The sequence below is a fragment of the Kiloniella laminariae genome, from assembly GCF_027214005.1.
Classification (GTDB): Bacteria; Pseudomonadota; Alphaproteobacteria; order Kiloniellales; family Kiloniellaceae; genus Kiloniella; species Kiloniella laminariae_A.
Window position 1 is genome coordinate 376,840 of sequence record NZ_JAPWGY010000001.1, and the last position, 16,259, is coordinate 393,098.

At 52.9% G+C, this 16,259-nt stretch carries 16 protein-coding genes and 1 pseudogene; 9 read left to right on the forward strand and 8 right to left on the reverse strand.

Features of this window, described 5'->3' with window-relative positions; all coding sequences use genetic code 11:
* Positions 1–146: 146 nt before the first annotated feature.
* Complete coding sequence (locus O4H49_RS01675) at positions 147–1,727, reverse strand: ABC transporter substrate-binding protein (protein WP_269421672.1); 1,581 nt, start codon at positions 1,725–1,727, stop codon at positions 147–149.
* Between the two features lie 398 nt (positions 1,728–2,125).
* Positions 2,126–2,626: a DUF2000 domain-containing protein gene (locus tag O4H49_RS01680; protein ID WP_269421673.1), complete on the reverse strand. Its 501-nt coding sequence runs from the start codon at positions 2,624–2,626 to the stop codon at positions 2,126–2,128.
* 122 nt (positions 2,627–2,748) lie between these two features.
* Between O4H49_RS01680 and O4H49_RS01685 the strand changes: the two genes are divergently transcribed.
* Both O4H49_RS01685 and O4H49_RS01690 read left to right on the forward strand, forming a co-directional pair.
* The gene (locus tag O4H49_RS01685) at positions 2,749–3,648 is read left to right on the forward strand and encodes a LysR family transcriptional regulator (protein WP_269421674.1); all 900 of its coding nucleotides are present in this window, start codon (positions 2,749–2,751) and stop codon (positions 3,646–3,648) included.
* 241 nt (positions 3,649–3,889) lie between these two features.
* Positions 3,890–4,651, forward strand: coding sequence for a substrate-binding periplasmic protein (locus O4H49_RS01690; RefSeq protein ID WP_269421675.1), 762 nt, complete (start codon positions 3,890–3,892; stop codon positions 4,649–4,651).
* Positions 4,652–4,673: 22 nt separating this feature from the next.
* Here the strand turns inward: O4H49_RS01690 and gloA are convergent.
* From gloA to O4H49_RS01705, 3 genes and pseudogenes are all read right to left on the reverse strand, one after another.
* A pseudogene (gloA, locus tag O4H49_RS01695) lies at positions 4,674–5,122 on the reverse strand (lactoylglutathione lyase).
* Between the two features lie 29 nt (positions 5,123–5,151).
* The gene (locus O4H49_RS01700) at positions 5,152–5,535 is read right to left on the reverse strand and encodes a tautomerase family protein (RefSeq protein ID WP_269421676.1); all 384 of its coding nucleotides are present in this window, start codon (positions 5,533–5,535) and stop codon (positions 5,152–5,154) included.
* Between the two features lie 54 nt (positions 5,536–5,589).
* Positions 5,590–6,018: a hypothetical protein gene (locus O4H49_RS01705; protein WP_269421677.1), complete on the reverse strand. Its 429-nt coding sequence runs from the start codon at positions 6,016–6,018 to the stop codon at positions 5,590–5,592.
* A 198-nt stretch (positions 6,019–6,216) separates the two neighbouring features.
* Here O4H49_RS01705 and O4H49_RS01710 point away from each other — a divergent pair, with 198 nt between their 5' ends.
* Together O4H49_RS01710 and O4H49_RS01715 are read left to right on the forward strand one after the other, a co-directional pair.
* Positions 6,217–6,867: a TetR/AcrR family transcriptional regulator gene (locus O4H49_RS01710; protein ID WP_269421679.1), complete on the forward strand. Its 651-nt coding sequence runs from the start codon at positions 6,217–6,219 to the stop codon at positions 6,865–6,867.
* Positions 6,857–7,432 (forward strand): GNAT family N-acetyltransferase, encoded by a 576-nt coding sequence (locus O4H49_RS01715; RefSeq protein WP_269421680.1) that lies wholly within the window; start codon positions 6,857–6,859, stop codon positions 7,430–7,432. Before O4H49_RS01710 ends, O4H49_RS01715 begins: the two co-directional genes overlap by 11 nt.
* Before the next feature lie 186 nt (positions 7,433–7,618).
* Here the strand turns inward: O4H49_RS01715 and O4H49_RS01720 are convergent, their stop codons facing one another.
* The gene (locus tag O4H49_RS01720) at positions 7,619–9,352 is read right to left on the reverse strand and encodes a vWA domain-containing protein (RefSeq protein ID WP_269421681.1); all 1,734 of its coding nucleotides are present in this window, start codon (positions 9,350–9,352) and stop codon (positions 7,619–7,621) included.
* 122 nt (positions 9,353–9,474) lie between these two features.
* Positions 9,475–10,389, reverse strand: coding sequence for a LysR family transcriptional regulator (locus O4H49_RS01725; protein WP_269421682.1), 915 nt, complete (start codon positions 10,387–10,389; stop codon positions 9,475–9,477).
* Between the two features lie 103 nt (positions 10,390–10,492).
* Between O4H49_RS01725 and O4H49_RS01730 the strand changes: the two genes are divergently transcribed.
* From O4H49_RS01730 to O4H49_RS01750, 5 genes are all read left to right on the forward strand, one after another.
* Positions 10,493–10,636: a hypothetical protein gene (locus O4H49_RS01730; protein ID WP_269421683.1), complete on the forward strand. Its 144-nt coding sequence runs from the start codon at positions 10,493–10,495 to the stop codon at positions 10,634–10,636.
* Positions 10,637–10,719: 83 nt separating this feature from the next.
* Positions 10,720–11,238, forward strand: coding sequence for a DUF2306 domain-containing protein (locus tag O4H49_RS01735; RefSeq protein WP_269421684.1), 519 nt, complete (start codon positions 10,720–10,722; stop codon positions 11,236–11,238).
* A gap of 92 nt (positions 11,239–11,330) precedes the next feature.
* Entirely contained in the window at positions 11,331–11,996 is a 666-nt protein-coding gene (locus O4H49_RS01740; RefSeq protein ID WP_269421685.1) for an acyl-homoserine-lactone synthase, read from the forward strand.
* Between the two features lie 113 nt (positions 11,997–12,109).
* Entirely contained in the window at positions 12,110–12,823 is a 714-nt protein-coding gene (locus O4H49_RS01745; protein WP_269421686.1) for a helix-turn-helix transcriptional regulator, read from the forward strand.
* 305 nt (positions 12,824–13,128) lie between these two features.
* Complete coding sequence (locus O4H49_RS01750) at positions 13,129–13,365, forward strand: hypothetical protein (RefSeq protein WP_269421687.1); 237 nt, start codon at positions 13,129–13,131, stop codon at positions 13,363–13,365.
* Between the two features lie 292 nt (positions 13,366–13,657).
* On the opposite strand, the gene O4H49_RS01755 is transcribed toward O4H49_RS01750, so the two are convergent.
* The gene (locus O4H49_RS01755) at positions 13,658–16,132 is read right to left on the reverse strand and encodes a GcvT family protein (protein WP_269421688.1); all 2,475 of its coding nucleotides are present in this window, start codon (positions 16,130–16,132) and stop codon (positions 13,658–13,660) included.
* Between the last annotated feature and the right edge of the window lie 127 nt (positions 16,133–16,259).

Sequence of the window (16,259 nt, forward strand, 5' to 3'; positions counted from 1 at the left end):
CCGTTCTGAAGTGGTCCGGAAAATGGGCCTTTCTTCAGAACGGGAAGTCACCCTGTTGAGAGTCAGAGGGAAGGATCACTCGTTCTGATCCCTGACGTTTGGGTTCAGATCAATCATTGACCGATCTGGCAGAGATCACAGCCTGATCACTGTTCTATCCAGGTGGACGAGAACTCGTTGCTTCCCAGTGGTGTCTGGACGTAACCCTTTACTGCATTGCCCAAAGCAACGGCAAAAGGTGTCTCGTACATGAAAATCAAAGGTGCTTCTTCGGCGTAGAGCGTTTGCATTTTTGCGTATTGTTCGGCGCGTTTTTCCAGATTGGTTTCCTTGTTCGAAGCCTCATAGAGACTGTTGAATTCGGCGTTGTTCCAGTCTGTACCAACTGCTTTTCGCGTCGGGTAATAGCCGAGCCATCCCGCGACCTGGGCAGGGTCGTTGACATCATTGACCCAGCCATAGGTATGGATATCGAACTCGCCCGAACGGTTTTTAGCACCCCGGGTGGCGCCATCAACCTGTTCGACTGAAAGCTTGATCCCGATCTGGGACCACATCTGCTGCAAGGCGGTAAAGATGATGGCGTCATCGGCCGATCCTGCCAGAGTGGTCAGGGAAATTTCTGTTCCCGGCTTGATCCCGGCTTTGGCTGCCAGGGCCTTTGCTTTCTCAAGGTCGTATTTGTAGAGCGGCTCGGTTCCGGTTGCCAGCTGGGTCGTCGAGGCCATCAGACCGGAAGTCATCGGTTTCCCGGCACCGTGCAGGATCAACTGGATCAGAGCCTCTTTGTTGGTGGCATAGTTGAGCGCCTGACGAGCTTCTTTACTGGCAAGAATATTATCCTCACCGTCTGCAGTTTTTTCCCGGGTATTGATCGGGCTGTAGATAATCCGGGTTGAGGGGAACAGCTCCATATTGATGTTTGAATCTGCCTTGAGTTCGGCTACCCGGGCAAAAGGAATGAATTCGGCAGCATCTACTTCGCCGGCCTGGAGCTTCAGGATGCGGGTTGCATCATCGGGAATGACAAGAAAATCAATGGCATCAAGGTAAGGCAACGGCTGGCCGTCTTCGCCCTGACGCCAGTAGTGCCTGTTGGCAACAAAGTTCATTGAGGCGCCCCGTTGATGATCCTTGAGGACAAAGGGTCCTGAACCCACTGGTGCTGATATACTCAGTGCTTGGGCTTTTTCCTGATCTGTCGTGCCGCTTGCTGTATCAAAGGCATCTTTCGAGACAATCGCGGTGTTGAAGGTTGCCAGCATAAGAATGATGGTGGGGTCGGGATTTTTTAAAGTGATGGTTATGTCCCGATCATTCGCGGTGACACTTTCGATGGAGCCGAGAAGCCCTGCCCAGGGACCAAGGTCCGGATTTCTGGCCCGTTCCAGGGAAAAGATTACATCCTGTGCCTCGATGTCGGAACCGTCAGAAAACCGAATTCCTTCACGCAAGGTCATCTTCAATTCAAGCCCGTCACTGGACAAGCTGTAGGAAGACGCAAGTCCGGGAACGACTGTTTTTCCATCGGCTTCGGTCCGCAACAGGGTGTCATAAAGATTGGACACCATCCAGATATCGGGGTTTCGGTCGGCATAGATCGGGTCAATCAGGGTTGAGTCATCGTAGCGGGCAAAGGTCAGGGTGCCGCCACGTTCGACCGCTTGAGCCGGAGTCATGGCTGTGACTGAAAGTGCCGCAACAGCAGCAAACAGTACATTCTTCATAGTAGTCGCCTCCCAGGGCTTCTTGGCTATTTATTTGTTTTGTTTTGATAAAAAGCAAAGTTTGCGGAATTGTCCGTTCTCATTTTGCTGTATTATTGCATATTGGATATCGTATCCAATATGCAAAGAAGTGTGACGTATTTATAATTGCTGTCAATTATAAATTTATCCCGGGAGGTAAATTGCAGGTTGAAAGTGTAAGCGGTCTGGTTTGAAAAGCTGCAGGAACAGGGGCTTGTGACTTGCCCGCAGCTTTTCGATTAATTGTATGCAGGCCATAAAAATTAAAGCGGTAAAATCAGAGCGGTAAATCAAGTATGGAAGGCGTGGCGATTCCCCTTTCTGGCCAATAGAAAAAGCCAGGTTCCGGGAAAGCCAGGTTTCGGAAGAGAGAAAGATTACCGCAACAAACCCAAATTGCCGGTGAAGCGGTTGACCAGCTTTTTACTGCCCATCAAGGCAATGCCGTGATAGGCGAGTTCAGATGTCGGCGTGGTGACAAGCACCTGGGCGTACTCATCATAATTGCGGGTTGTGCTGGTTGCATTGATCACATCCACGACCGTCAGGTCAGATTGACAAACCCTGAGTTTCTCGCGCAAGGCGAGCAGAGAGCTTTTTGTGCCCTTGAGGATGGGAACGGGCAGGGTTGTGATGCCCAGATGAGAACTGCCTTCCCGGTCGGGCAGATCAGGACCGATTATTTCTGGATGCTGTCTGCCCAGCGACAGTGCCAGAACGGCTGCAGTATTGGCGATAACCCCCAGCGGCAGTTCCTGATCGATCACCAGAACACATTTTCTGTCAGCTTTCTCAGAAGAGAGGGTTTCAGGACTGAGCGGGAGGATTCCTGGGGCGGGGCCGTTTTCAAACTGTTTGGGTTCTTCTGGTTGTTCCATGGGACGGTCTTTCTGTTTTTTTGCTTCTGGCCTGGAGGATAGGGGCCGGAAACAAGCTAGCCTTCGTTTGTGAAGTTGATAATATGGAACAGATGCATTTAACTGTTCTGAAAAGATAACTAATGATTGATGATCTTCGTGCCATGGCGGTTTTTGCCAAAACGGTAGAAACGGGTTCGTTCCGGGCCGCGGCGAAGCTGCTGGGGCTTTCTCCTTCTGTTGTCAGCCACCATGTTTCCCAGCTTGAAGCCCGTTTGGGCGTGGCACTGCTTTATCGTTCGACACGCCGCCTGTCCCTTACTTCGGAAGGGGAGAAGATGTTCGAGGCAAGCAGGGAAATGATGACAGCAGCAGAAAGTGGTCTGGACGCAGTAGCTGGTAGTGCAAGTGAAGCATCAGGTAAATTGACCATCACCTTACCGGCAGGTTTTATCGGGGGGCCTCTGGTTGATGATCTGGCTGCCTTTGCTCTGGCTTTTCCCAGGGTCGAACTGGCCATCAGTTTTACTGATCATCAACAGGATCTGATCCGGGAGGGTATTGATCTGGCTGTTCGTGCCGGCACGTTGCAGGACAGCAGTCTGAAATCGAAAAAGCTTTTTGACCTTGGGCGAAAGCTGGTGGGCTCAAGGGAGTATTGTGCGGGAAGATCCCTGCCGAAACAGCCATCGGATCTGCTGGGGTGGAATTATATTGGCCTGCGGATGCGCCCGAACAACAAACTCCTGATTGATAGCAGCGGCAACCACGAACGAATTGATTATGTGCCGCGGATTGTTGTGGATGATATCCATGCGGTTTGCCAGTTCACGCTTGCTGGATTGGGCTTGTCATCTCCTCCGGATTATCTGGTGGATCAGGAACTGAGCAGGGGAACTCTTGTAGAGGTATTACCAGCCTGGAGGGTTGAAAATCTGCCTGTTTATGCGATCTGGCCACCCAATGCACCGCGGACCAGTCTGACATTCCGCTGTGTGGCATTTTTGGAAGAAAGGGTCAAGGAAAGGGGCCGGAGCGATTAGAAAGTTTTTGGGAATGCTTGTTCCGCTGTTGTTCCCTGAGTTTTGCCAAGCATCGTTTTATGCCAGAAAGTTATGCTAGAAAGTTATGCCAGAAACAGCAGGACAGCTACTGCGGAAGCACGCAATCTGGGGTGGTGAAACAGGATAAAGAAAGAAATGTCATCAATTTTGTGTAATTTAATAAGGATTGTTCTGGTAGGCTAGCTTGTCCTGCCAGCAAAGAATGTAGGGATTCGAACGCATGCGCCTTAAAATATCTGTGATTTTGCTTCTGTTGGGAACAGTGTTCGGATCTGCTGTTTCTGCCAAGGAAATCACGATTGGCATGGGAAATTTTGAACCCTATTACATTGCGAAAGGCCAGACCGGTATTTTTGCCGACATTATCACTGCGGTTTTCAAACGATTGCCGGATCATGAACCAAAATTTGTTTTTGGCAGCCCCAACAACCGTTTGTGGCAGGATTTCAAGAAAAGAAAAGTCGACGCCGTTTCTAATCTGTTTGATTCTGTAGAGATCGATGGCTGTCGATCTGACCCGGTTTTCCGGTTTAGAGATGTCGCCGTAACCCAGAAAATTTCCGGGATTGCGCTGAAAGACATTGCTGATTTGCAGGGGCGAAAAATTATCGCTTTTCAAGGGGCGAAAGATTTTTTTGGTCAGGAATTTTCGGCTGTGGCAGAACAGAGCAGCTATTCCGAGGTATCAGAACCCCGGCTTCAGGCTCAGGCATTGATTGACAGGCGGGTTGAGGTGAGTATTGGGGATCTCTTTATCTTTCTGAGCAGCCTTCAGAAAATGACGAAAAACAGAGCAGAGCCTACAGGTTTTCGGTTCCACGATATTCTGCCAGTGACCTACAGCAGAATGGGGTTTCATGATGTCGAGCTGTGCCAGGATTTTAATGCTGCGCTCAAACAGGTTCGGGACAGTGGTGAATACGAGGAAATCTATAAACGCTACCTCAATATCCTTGGGCATTCTCCTGTGCCCGGGATGTAACAGCTGCCCTGTTTTTTCTCCATCAGTCCTTTTCAACCAGCTCGATTTGATAGGCATCAGGGTCCTGAATAAAGGCGATAACTTCCTGATGTTTGTGTTCTGATCTCTGGAATATCATGGGCCCCGGTGCTTTGGTAATCTTGACACCATGAGATTGCAGATACTGGCAGGTAAGCTGGATATCCGATACGGCCAGGGCAAGATGCCCATAGCCGTTCCCGGGGTGGTAGCCGGTTTGATCCCAGTTATGGGTCAGCTCCAGTACTGTGGTAGAGGTCTCGGTTCCATAACCAAGGAAGGCCAGGGTAAAGCGACCAGAACTGTAATCGTCCCGCCTGAGCAGTTTCATTCCGAGCAGATCACAGTAAAAAACGAGAGAGCGTTCCAGATCCCCACCCTGAGCATGCAGTGGAGTAATCGGGTTGGTAAGACAGAGGCCGGAATAGCTCTCTCGGTAAGGTTATCTGTCATGACAGATTTGAATCCTTTTTACAGGGAGGTCAGGCAAAGGGCATTTCTCCCCGACCAAAAGACCAGTTTTCCCGTTTGGTTTCGATCAGGTTGATAAAGATATCTTCTTTTCTTAGACCGAGAGAGATGTTCAGCCGATCCACGATTCCCTGGAATAGTGATTTTTTCTGTTCACTGCTCCGTCCTTCCGCAGCAGTGATCTGAACAAAAATCATTTCTTCCCCGTGCTCTATCCCAAGAAAGTTTTTGGGAAAGCGCAGACCCTGATTCGGCAGATGCTCAGTGAGGATCTGGAAATAATCGTCCTGGGGGACAGCAAAAGCCGAAACCAGTGCCTGATGAACAGCTTGCGACAGGGCATCCCTATCTGCCTGTGACCTGCCTTGGCTGTGGGATATACGAACAAGGGGCATGATTTAATCTCCTGTATGGCTTGATGGGAATGGGCCGGGGCGTTTTCTGATTTTTTAGAAAGCGGGCCGCTGGCCACTCAGAACAGCGCCGAGCTCTTCGTTGCTGTAGGCGTGACCGTTGATTCCCCAAAGTCCATCCACGGCATGAACCACGTTGCCCCAGATCTGGTCTTTGGCGATTTTACCAGCGGCAGCTTCGTAAATCAGGTCTGTGCCGCGTCTGATCCAGGCCAGTTGCAGGTCACGGGTTGGCAGAACAATGGCCGGAACCTTCAGTTCAAAAATCGCGACTGCCGCGGGTTTGCCGCCAGAGAAGGTCCGGTTTTCAGGAATACTGGTGATCTCGCCAATCACGTTGGGAAGCAGGAACTGGTTATCGGACAGTCCGTTCAGCTCCATAAGGAGTGAGGTCAGGCCGGCAAAAATTTTCTGCTCGGCGGCGGGTGTCAGAAGACCTTCTGTAATAATGAACTGTAATGGCATGTATGTTTCCTTGGGTGGTTTGGGGCAGGAATGCCCTGGAAAGACAGATTTTTTGTACGACAATCAAATATAACGATCGATATATTGTTATATGTATGTAACGATCGTTATTTGTCAATATTAAAAAATAACGATCACTATATTTTATTGTATCTGATATCTAGAAAACCGGAGCCCCAGGAATTGAGACCGTCAAAAATGCCCACCAAAAAAGTGAACGCAAAAGAAGTGAAACCGGAAAGGCCGAGCAAAAAAGAAGAAACCCATGCCCGAATGCTGGCGGCAGCAGGACGCAGTTTCCGGCGTAACGGTTTTGCCGGTATCGGTGTAGACGGGATCGCCAAGGCGGCGGGGGTAACCTCGGGTGCGTTTTATGCGCATTTCGGATCCAAAGATGCGGCGTTTTTTGCAGCGGTTGTTGCCGGACTTGATGAGGTTATTGACGGTATACCCCGGTTCCAGAAAAAACACGGACCTGACTGGCTCCAGGCCTTTGCTGATTATTACCTCGGACAACCGCACCGCGATGATCTGGCCTGTGGCTGTGCCATGACCAGTCTGTCCCCGGAAATCGTGCGCGGCGGGGAGGAACTACACCAGCTATATGAGACAAAGATGTTTCTGATTGCCGGATTGATTGCTGCGGGCCTTGCGGGTGGAAACAGCGACCAGCGTCTGGCCCGAGCCTGGGGCTATCTCGGAACGCTGATCGGCGGCCTGACCATAACCCGGGCAATGCAAAACCGGGACAGTGCAGAAACAATTGCCAAAGCGATCAAGTCGGCAGCGCTTGGCTGTGCCGGAGAGCCCGCCGCAGAGCCAACCGGGGGAGAAGGAAATGGGAAGTGACAAAAAACACCAGCAGCCAGACAGTTTTTCAATCCGCGATGTGGAGGACGGGGATATGGCACCCATCCAGCAGATCTACGCCGATCAGGTGCTGACCGGGGTTTCCAGCTGGGAGGAAGAACCGCCGACACTGGCGGAAATGTGCCGTCGCCGGGAGGCTATTGTCTCCGGGGGCTTTCCCTATCGCGTTGCCGTCAAAGCTGATCCGGGAGAGCCGGCGGGTGAGCGGGTTCTGGGCTATGCCTATGCCTCATCCTATCGGCCAAGGCCGGGGTATCGTTATACGGTGGAAAATTCCATCTATGTCAACAAAATGGCGCGGGGACAGGGGATCGGCCGCCTGCTGTTACAGGATCTGATCAAACAGTGCGAAGCCAGAGGCTATCGCCAGATGATCGCGGTGGTCGGAGATTCCGCCAACAGACCTTCGATTGATTTTCACCTCAGCATGGGCTTTGCGCAGGCCGGAGTCATCAAATCTATCGGCTTTAAATTCGGTCGCTGGATGGACAGCGTGATCCTGCAACGCCCTCTGAACAACGGCGATGCCAGCCTGCCGGAATAGGGGGAGATCCCCGCTTTCAGTTCCGAGACATCTCCTTAAAACAAAAACAGCCGCCCCGCGCCCTTTACAAGGAGCGACAGGGCGGCTTTCCCGGGCTGGAGGGACCCGGCGGGGAAACTGATTAACTCCGGATATTCCCCGATTATTCCCCGATTATTCCCCGATTATTTCCCGGTTGTTTTGGGACTATTTTTTGGCGACTTCGAGGGAACTGGCCAGATCAACCAGATTGAGAAACTCGCGGCGATAGCCAAAAGGATCTTCGCCCAGGGCTGACTTGGCCAGCTTGGCGGTATCGCTCAGGCTCATATCGCCGCTGTAGGGGCTGTCGCGCAGGATCTGCCCAAAGGAGGCAACAGCGGCGGAAAAACGGAATCGCTCGCTGGGGAACTGGTTCTCACTCAGGATCTGGTCGCGGTGGATTGGAAACTCCATCAGCTTGCTGGTTTCTTCCTCAGGGGCTTTGTAGCGCACCCGCAAGAAGGCGAGCTCGTTATTGAGATTGGAAGCATCTGCCCCTTTGCCAGAAGTTCCTTCGCTTTCTCCCGGTTTTTGTCCATAACGCAATGGATCGACACTGAGCCCGTCTGACCCGACCAACGCGATTTCATAAAGCGCGGTGACGGTGTGTCCGGCGCCGATCTCCCCGGCATCGACTTTGTCGTTGTTGAAGTCCTCGCGCTGGAGCTGGCGGTTTTCATAGCCGACCAGGCGGTATTCGGCGACCACTGACGGGTTGAACTCGACTTGCAATTTAACGTCCTTGGCGACGGTGATCAGGGTCGAGGACAGCTCTTCGACCAGCACCTTGCGCGCTTCGGACAGGCTGTCGATATAGGCGTGGTTGCCATTGCCTGCATCGGCGAGCTGCTCCAGCAGGTGATCGTTGTAGTTGCCCGTGCCAAAGCCAAGAGTTGTCAGGGATACCCCACTTTTGCGCTTGCCTTCGATCAGCTTTTTCAGGTCATCAAAATCGACGGTGCCGACATTTACGTCCCCATCGGTTGCCAGCAGAATGCGGTTGATGCCGCCCTTGATAAACTCTTTCTGGGCTTCGGCATAGGCGAGGCGGATACCCGCACCGCCATTGGTGCTGCCCCCGGCGGTCAACTGGTCAATCGCGGCCATGATTTTGGCTTTTTCGGCCCCTGATGTGGCGGGCAAAACGACTTCGGTCGATCCCGCATAGGTAACCAGAGAAATCCGGTCTGCTGCCGTCATCTTGTTGACCATCAGGCGAAGCGAGGATTGCAGCAGCGGCAGTTTGTCGGTGGCATGCATGGAGCCGGAAACATCGACCAGAAACACCAGATTGGCGGCGGGCCGCTGTTCTGTCGGAATGTCAAAGGCCTTGAGGCCGATGTGCACCAGTTTGGTCCTGGCATTCCAGGGCGTGGGCGCGACTTCGGTGGTGACGCTGAAAGGCTGCTCCCGGCTGTCGGGCAGGGGATAGTCATAGGAGAAATAGTTGATCAGCTCTTCGACCCGCACCGCATCCACTGGGGGTAGGTACCCGTCTTCGATAAAACGCCGGGTGTTGGCATAGGCGCCGGTGTCGACATCGATGGAAAAGGTTGAAACCGGGTCCTTGACCACCTGCTTGACCGGGTTGTCTTCAGGACGCTTGTAATTCTCACGGTTTTCTTCTGGCGCGGGAAAGGCGCTGTCGTAAAAAGACTGTCCAGTCGCAAGGGTCAGGGCACGGCCCTGTTCGGCTTCGAGGAGAGGTTCGGCAGATTGTTTGCTGATCGGGGCCACTGGCGGGGGCGGTAACAGCGAGGAGGTGTCGCGCTGGGCAATTTCCTGCTCGCGTTGTCCGCAAGCCGCCACGAACAAGAGCGTTGATATGGCCACACTCCGCATAAGCACCTGCACCCTGCGGGATTGCCGGCCTGTTCTTCCATTCTGATCTGTTGCCATGATTTTTCCTGCCCTGTCTGGTTTATGTCTCTGTTGCCGGAGACAGTAAAAGCAACCGTGGCGCGTATCAGGGCAGGAATAAGGTGATTTTGCGGCGGGTGAGAGTGTTCGATATTTTTTTCTTACACATCCCGCGTCAGTTCGAAAGTCAGGTCGCGGAGCCAGATATGGCCGGGGTCGCGGTCGTGGCGCTGGTGCCAGATCAGCTGGACCTCGATGTCGGGGATGGCAAACGGGACTTCGAAATGCTGGAGTTGATAGCGTTCGATAAAGGGGCCGGCCAGCTCCATCGTTGTGGTGGCAATCAGGTCACTGTCGGCGACCATCACCGGGCTGGCCATGTGGCTGGCGATTGAGGCGGCGACGTGGCGTTTATGTCCCAGTTGTTGCAGGATACTGTCAACATAACTGTCGTGTTTTCCGCTGCCGGAATAGATGATATGGCGGGCGGCAAGGTATTGATCCAGCGAGAGTGACCCCTGAATTTCCGGGTGACTGTGGGCGGCGATGACCAGATGACGGCTTTTGAACAGGCGGGCTGCGCGAAAGCGCGGCGGCAGTTCCCGGCAGACACAGGCGGCCATATCCATGCGTTGGTCCTCGATCATATCAAGCAGACGGGGCAGGGGCTCGTGATAGAGGCTGAGGGCAAGGCCCGGCGCCTGTTCGGCAAAACGTTTCAGGATCATCGGGGCATAGCGGGCAACGGCGTGGTCAGGCAGACCGTAATGAAAATGCCGCTGCGAGGTCGCGGGATCAAAAGAGGAAGGCTGTTGCAGGGTCCGGGTAATCTGGCTCAGGGACTGTTGCAGGGGCAGGATGATCTCGTCTGCACGGGCCGTGGGTTCGACCCCGTTTTTTGCCCGGATAAACAACGGGTCATTCAGACTGTGGCGCAGGCGTTGCAGGGCGTGGCTGACGGCGGACTGGGTCATGCCCAGACGTTCGGCGGCACGGGTGATGTGGCGCTCGGCATAGATGGCCTGAAATATCCTGAGCAAGTTCAGGTCAACATCACTATTATCAGTTTTGTTCATGATAAATATAATAGATATGATCTGGAATAATATCCAGGACTGGATAATCCTCTAGTGCATTCGCGTCCCGAAAGGGAGGAAGCAAGCAAGAGGAGATGCGCAGATGGCACTGCAGGGTGACCAGATAAACCGCCCCGGAACTGGGGAAACGGCAGCAAACGGGCGAGAGATGGATAGATCTGGCTCGGATAAATATGGATCTGGCAAATCCGGCTTTGGCGGATTGGGAAAAAAATCGGTTGGCTGATCCTGACAGTATCGGCAACGGTCATCGCCTTGCTCTCGACCCGTTTCCTTTTGCCTGATCCCCCGCATGTGGGGCCCGAAATCATGGAAAATTTCAATGCTCACAAGCCTGCGTTTCTGGCGCATGTGTTGGGCAGCCTGATCGCCTTGTTGATCGGCCCTTGGCAGTTTGTGGGTTCTCTGCGAAATCGTTGGCCAGGGCTGCACCGCTGGAGTGGGCGCATTTACATGATGGCTGTGTTGCTGGGTGGTGTTGGTGGCTTTATCGTTGCCTGGACGACTCTGGCTGGACCTGTGGCGGTGGCGGGTTTTGCCACGCTGGCGCTGATCTGGCTCTATGTCACGGGCAAGGGGTATCAGACTGTGTGGGCCGGACGCTACGCCGAACATCGCCGCTGGATGATCCGCTCTTTTGCTCTGACAGCTGCGGCGATTACCCTGCGCCTTGGTCTGCCGATAGCTCCGGCGTTGGGCTATGATTTCATGACGGGTTATATTATCCAGTCCTGGGCGGCCTGGGTAATCAACCTGGTTGTGGCGGAACTTTATCTCTACCGAGAAGTGTCGAGGACCAGGGTGCCGGGTGATGGCGTGTCCGTTTAACAGTAAGCACGACTGTTGCATTATATCTGGAATGTAACCTCTGGTTTAATCTGAAGTATATTTTTCTCTCTTGTAAACCAAAGGAGAGAAAAATGTTTTTCCAAATTGATCCTCAACAGCACAGCAATTTTAAAAGTCAGATCAACTCTATGTTTGCGCTGCGCTATCGGGTTTTCTGTGAACGTCTGGGTTGGGTCCCGGGGGAAAACCAGATGGAGCGAGACAGTTACGATGACCAGTCTCCGACCTATCTGATCAAACAGGAGGGGGACGGTACTGTCTCTGCCTGTGTCAGGCTTCTGCCCTCGATGGGGGCGAATATGTTGCGGGATACCTTTCCCGCCTTGTTGTCTGGCAGGGCCTGTCCCGCTTCCCAGGACATCATGGAATCAAGTCGCTTTTCTGTCGATACTGCCCTGCTCCGTAGCCGGGGGGAGGCGGAATTGTCCAGAACGACCTATGAACTGTTTCTGGCCATGATCGAGTTTGGTCTGTCGCGGGGCTTGAGTAAAATCATTACCGTGACGGATTTGCGGATGGAGCGTTTGGTCAAGCGGGCCAACTGGCCCTATGAACGTCTTGGTGAACCACAACGACAGATTGACGGTCAGAAGGAAATCAAGGCGGTGGCAATCGCTGGAGAAATCTCTGTTGATGCTTTGCTTGCTGTCAGAGAAAAGGCTGAATTTTGGGAACCGGTACTTTTTCAACCTGTTGTCAGTAGTGTTTTTCCGGAAAACTATAAAATTGCCAGCTAGAATAATCGGTTGAAAAATCTCGGTTAACGAGTGATTCGTCACGTTATCACTTGTCGCGCCTTACCCTAGCAATATAGGGTGAGGCGTTCTCTTTTTTTGTGGAAAGATATGGTATGAAATACGCGGATCTGGTTTGGTCTGTTACGGAGCTGAAAAGGTGTAAAACCACGCCTGACTTACGCGAAACATTTACTAAAGTTATTCACAAGCTTGGCTTTCAACAATTCGCCTACGTGCGTTTTACAAAAAACAGTGTAGCGGTAGAGGTGTCAATTTACACCTTTAGTGAAGCTTGGAAAATTGTCTATTTTCAGAAGGGGTACGACCAGATTGATCCGGTCTTTGTCGAGGCATTCAATAAAAATGACACGTTTTTCTGGTCCGCTTGTATGCCGGAGTTTACAGGGGAGCATCAGGTTTTTTTTGATGAAGCGGCAAGCTATGGAATCTTTAATGGCCTGACGACCCCCCTGAAGTCAGATGCAAAGGCAAAAGCCATTATGACGATTGCAGCTGCCAGAACGAAAGAAAACAAAAACCTAAAAGAACTGCCTGCCGGGATAATGGCCTATGCAAAAGTTATTTCTGAATGTTTCCATCAAGTGGCACTTGATATTTTCAATGATCAAAATGTTCAGTTGAAATACCGGCAGAAACAAGTTCTGACCATGGCCTCTTACGGGATGTCTTCGAGAGAAATTGCTGCGGCGCTTGATAAGTCAGAGGCTTATATTAACGAGCTTATCACTGGAATTTTGCACAAGCTTGGTACTCAATCTCGTCCGGCGGCTGTTCGTCGGGCTCAAGAGTTGGGATTGCTCGATTAGAAAATAACGCAGTTATTTACAAAAAACAGTACCCTTATTTCCTAGGGTTTGTCTTGGTGGATGTTTCTCTTAGTATACACACTTATTAGTTGATTGGGGTGGTAAGTCAACCTGGATGCCACATAACCTGCTCAATCCAGTTTTGGTTGTTGGTCAAAATCCGGGTGGGATTCAGTGAATTACCCTTTGCCCTGCTACTGATGGGCGAAGGTATTGTCAGGGGGACGGGGCCGGGCGCAAGTCAGTTGTCCCGAACAAAGTCGGAGATAAAAGGTATGGTGGCAGGTGTAAAGGAAAGTCGGGCTTTGTTAACCGCGCTCGACGCCGTGTCTGCCATGAGCAGTAATGAATATCGACTCTTGAGAAACCTGCCGGTTCTTTTACTGCGTCCAGAGGAGTACTGCCTGGGTGATTTTGCTGAAAATCCGGGTGAGAAATCAAAAAACCAGGCGTCTGCAAAACCGGCTTTGGCAAAAGAGGAAAGCCAGGGATGTTTTGTCGAATCCTGCGTGGCGAGTGCGATGGCCCGTCAGCAAGGTTGAACTTGACAGAACCCGCCTGAGTTGGTGATCAGAGCAGCAAGCTCTGCGTAATATTTTATCGAGTGTTGTTCCTGATCTTTTCTATCAGAAAAATACCGCAACAGCCCGAAGGCTGCTGCGGCAGTTGGTCCAGACTTGAACAGTCGCCACCCCTGTCCCCGTTTGGAGGCTGAAGACAGGGGTGGAACTGCCGGGCTTCAGGCCCGACTGGGCTCTACAAACCAGCAGGGGAGATCCCCATAATCTGGCAGAGGTGTGAAGGTGTGGACTGGCTGGCCCATGGCTGATCTGATCAGACCTTCACCCTTTCTGCCTTTGGATCGTAGAGCGGTTTCAGTGACAGGCTGGTTTTGAAACGCTCACAGGCAATTTCAACAGCGAAGTCATCTTCACTGATCCAGTCCGCAGTAACACCGGCTTCGTTGTGGACATAGCCCATGCCGATGGTGGTGCCCAATGTGTGGCTGTACATGCCCGAAGTGACCTTGCCGACAATCCTGTCACCTTTATAGATCGGTTCGTTGTGATACATCATCGCATCGGGATTATCGAGTTTGAGCGAGACCATACGCTTGCCCAAGGGTTTCCCCTTTTGTGCCAGCAGGGCGTCACGGCCGATAAAGCCGCCCGGTTTGTCCCAGGCCACGGCAAATCCAAGCCCGGCTTCGAGCACGGTTTCCTCGTCAGAGATTTCATGACCCCAGTGGCGGAAGCCTTTTTCCAGACGCAGCGTGTTGACCGCGTGCATGCCGCCGGGCTTGAGGTCGAACTCTGCCCCAGCTTCCATCAGCGTGTCGTAGACATGAATGGCAAACTCGCTCGGAATATAAAGCTCCCAGCCCAGTTCCCCGACATAGGTGATGCGTCCGGCCAGAATGCGGGCATAGCCCAGATCGATTTCCTGACAGGTGCCAAAAGGGAAAGCTTCGTTAGACAGGTCGGTCGGGGTGACCTTGTTCAGCAGCTTGCGGCTGTTCGGTCCCATCACCGCGAAGAGGGCATAGCCCGAAGTCACATCGGTGGCGATGCAGTGACTGTCTTCGGGAATATTGCGGGTCAGATAATTCCAGTCACGGTATTGGGTGCCGCCGGATGACAGGACCATGAACTTGTTGTCTTCCAGCCGGGTGACGGTCAGATCCGCCTCGATCCCGCCGCGTTCGTTAAGCCACTGGGTGTAGACCATCTTGCCGTTGGCAACATCGACGTTGGCACCAGAGATGTTGTTGAGCACCTTGACCGCGTCTTTGCCCTGGACCATGAACTTGCCGAAAGAGCTCATGTCAAACAGGGTGACGTTTTCACGGGCAGCTTTACATTCGGCGCCACAGTACTCATGCCAGTTCTGACGCCCCCAGGAGTATTCGTACTTTGGCTCGACGCCTGCGGGGGCAAACCAGTTGGCCCGCTCCCATCCCGCCATCTCGCCGAAACAGGCATTGGCTTTTTCCAGACGGTCATGGATTGGTGAGCGTTTTATGTTGCGACTGGTTTTGGGCTGTTTGTAAGGCCAGTGCATTTCATAGAGCAGACCAAGGGCTTCGGTGGTGCGATCGTAAAGGTACTTGTCACCGCCCTGGAAGGGCTGGACGCGGCGGATATCCACATCCCACATATCAACCGGGCAGTGACCGCGCACGATCCAGTCGGCCAGCATCTTGCCCGCGCCCCCTGCAGACTGGATACCGGTCGAGTTAAAGCCTGCGGCGACATAGAAATTTTTCAGCTCTGGCGATTCACCCAGATAGAAACGGTTGTCGGGGGTGAAACTTTCCGGGCCGTTGAAGAAGGTGTGGATCCCGGCGCTTTCCAGCAGGGGTATACGCGCCATGGCGTTTTCCAGAGCGGGGGTGAACTGGTCCCAGTTCTCTGGCAGTTCGTCAAAGCAGAAGCTTTCGGGAATGCCTTTGTGGCCCCAGGGAACGGCATTGGGTTCAAAGCAGCCGATCAACAGCTTGCCGGCATCTTCTTTGTAGTAGTTATAGCCATCGGGATCACGCAAGGTTGGCAGCTTTGGCAGATCCGCAATCGGTTCGGTGACGATGTAATAGTGTTCTGCGGCATGTAGCGGCACATTGACGCCGACTTTTCTGGCGATCTGTCGCGCCCACATGCCGCCACAGTTGACCACGACCTCGGCGGTGATTTCGCCCTGATCAGTGACTACTCCGGTAACTTTGCCACCAGCGGTGATCACATCTTCAACCTTGATGCCTTCGATGATGGTTGCACCACCGATGCGCGCGCCCTTGGCCAGGGCCTGGGTTGTATCGATCGGGTTGGTCTGGCCATCACCGGGCAGGTACACACCGCCAATGATGTTGGAAACATCGGCGATGGGGTAATGCTCAAGCACCTGTTCCGGGGTGATGACCTCGACTTCCAGACCAAAATTCCGCGCCATGGAAGCGCCGCGTTTGAGTTCTTCCAGCCGTCCGATGGTCTGGGCGACAGAGACCGATCCCGTATGGCGCAACCCGGTTTCCTGCCCGGTTTCGGCGGCGAGGTTTTTGTAGAGATCGGCGGTGTATTTCGCCATTTTGGTCAGGTTTTCTGTCGCTCGCAGCTGTCCGACCAGCCCGGCGGCATGCCAGGTGGTGCCACAGGTCAGCTGTTTGCGTTCCAGTAGCACAACGTCTTTCCAGCCAAGCTTGGTCAGGTGATAGGCCACAGAGCAGCCGACGACACCGCCGCCGATAATGACAACTTGGGCGTGGGCGGGAAGTTTTTTTGCAGCGGGGGCAGTTGAGGGGTGTTCTGTAGCCATCTTTTGATCCTGTAACAAAACCTTGGGGGCTGATCCCGCCAAGGGCGTTGAAAACTTCTGCTTGGTTTCTGGTTTACGGCCTGTTGTCAGGTCTGATTTTGTTCTTTTTTGATCGTGGCGCTTCATG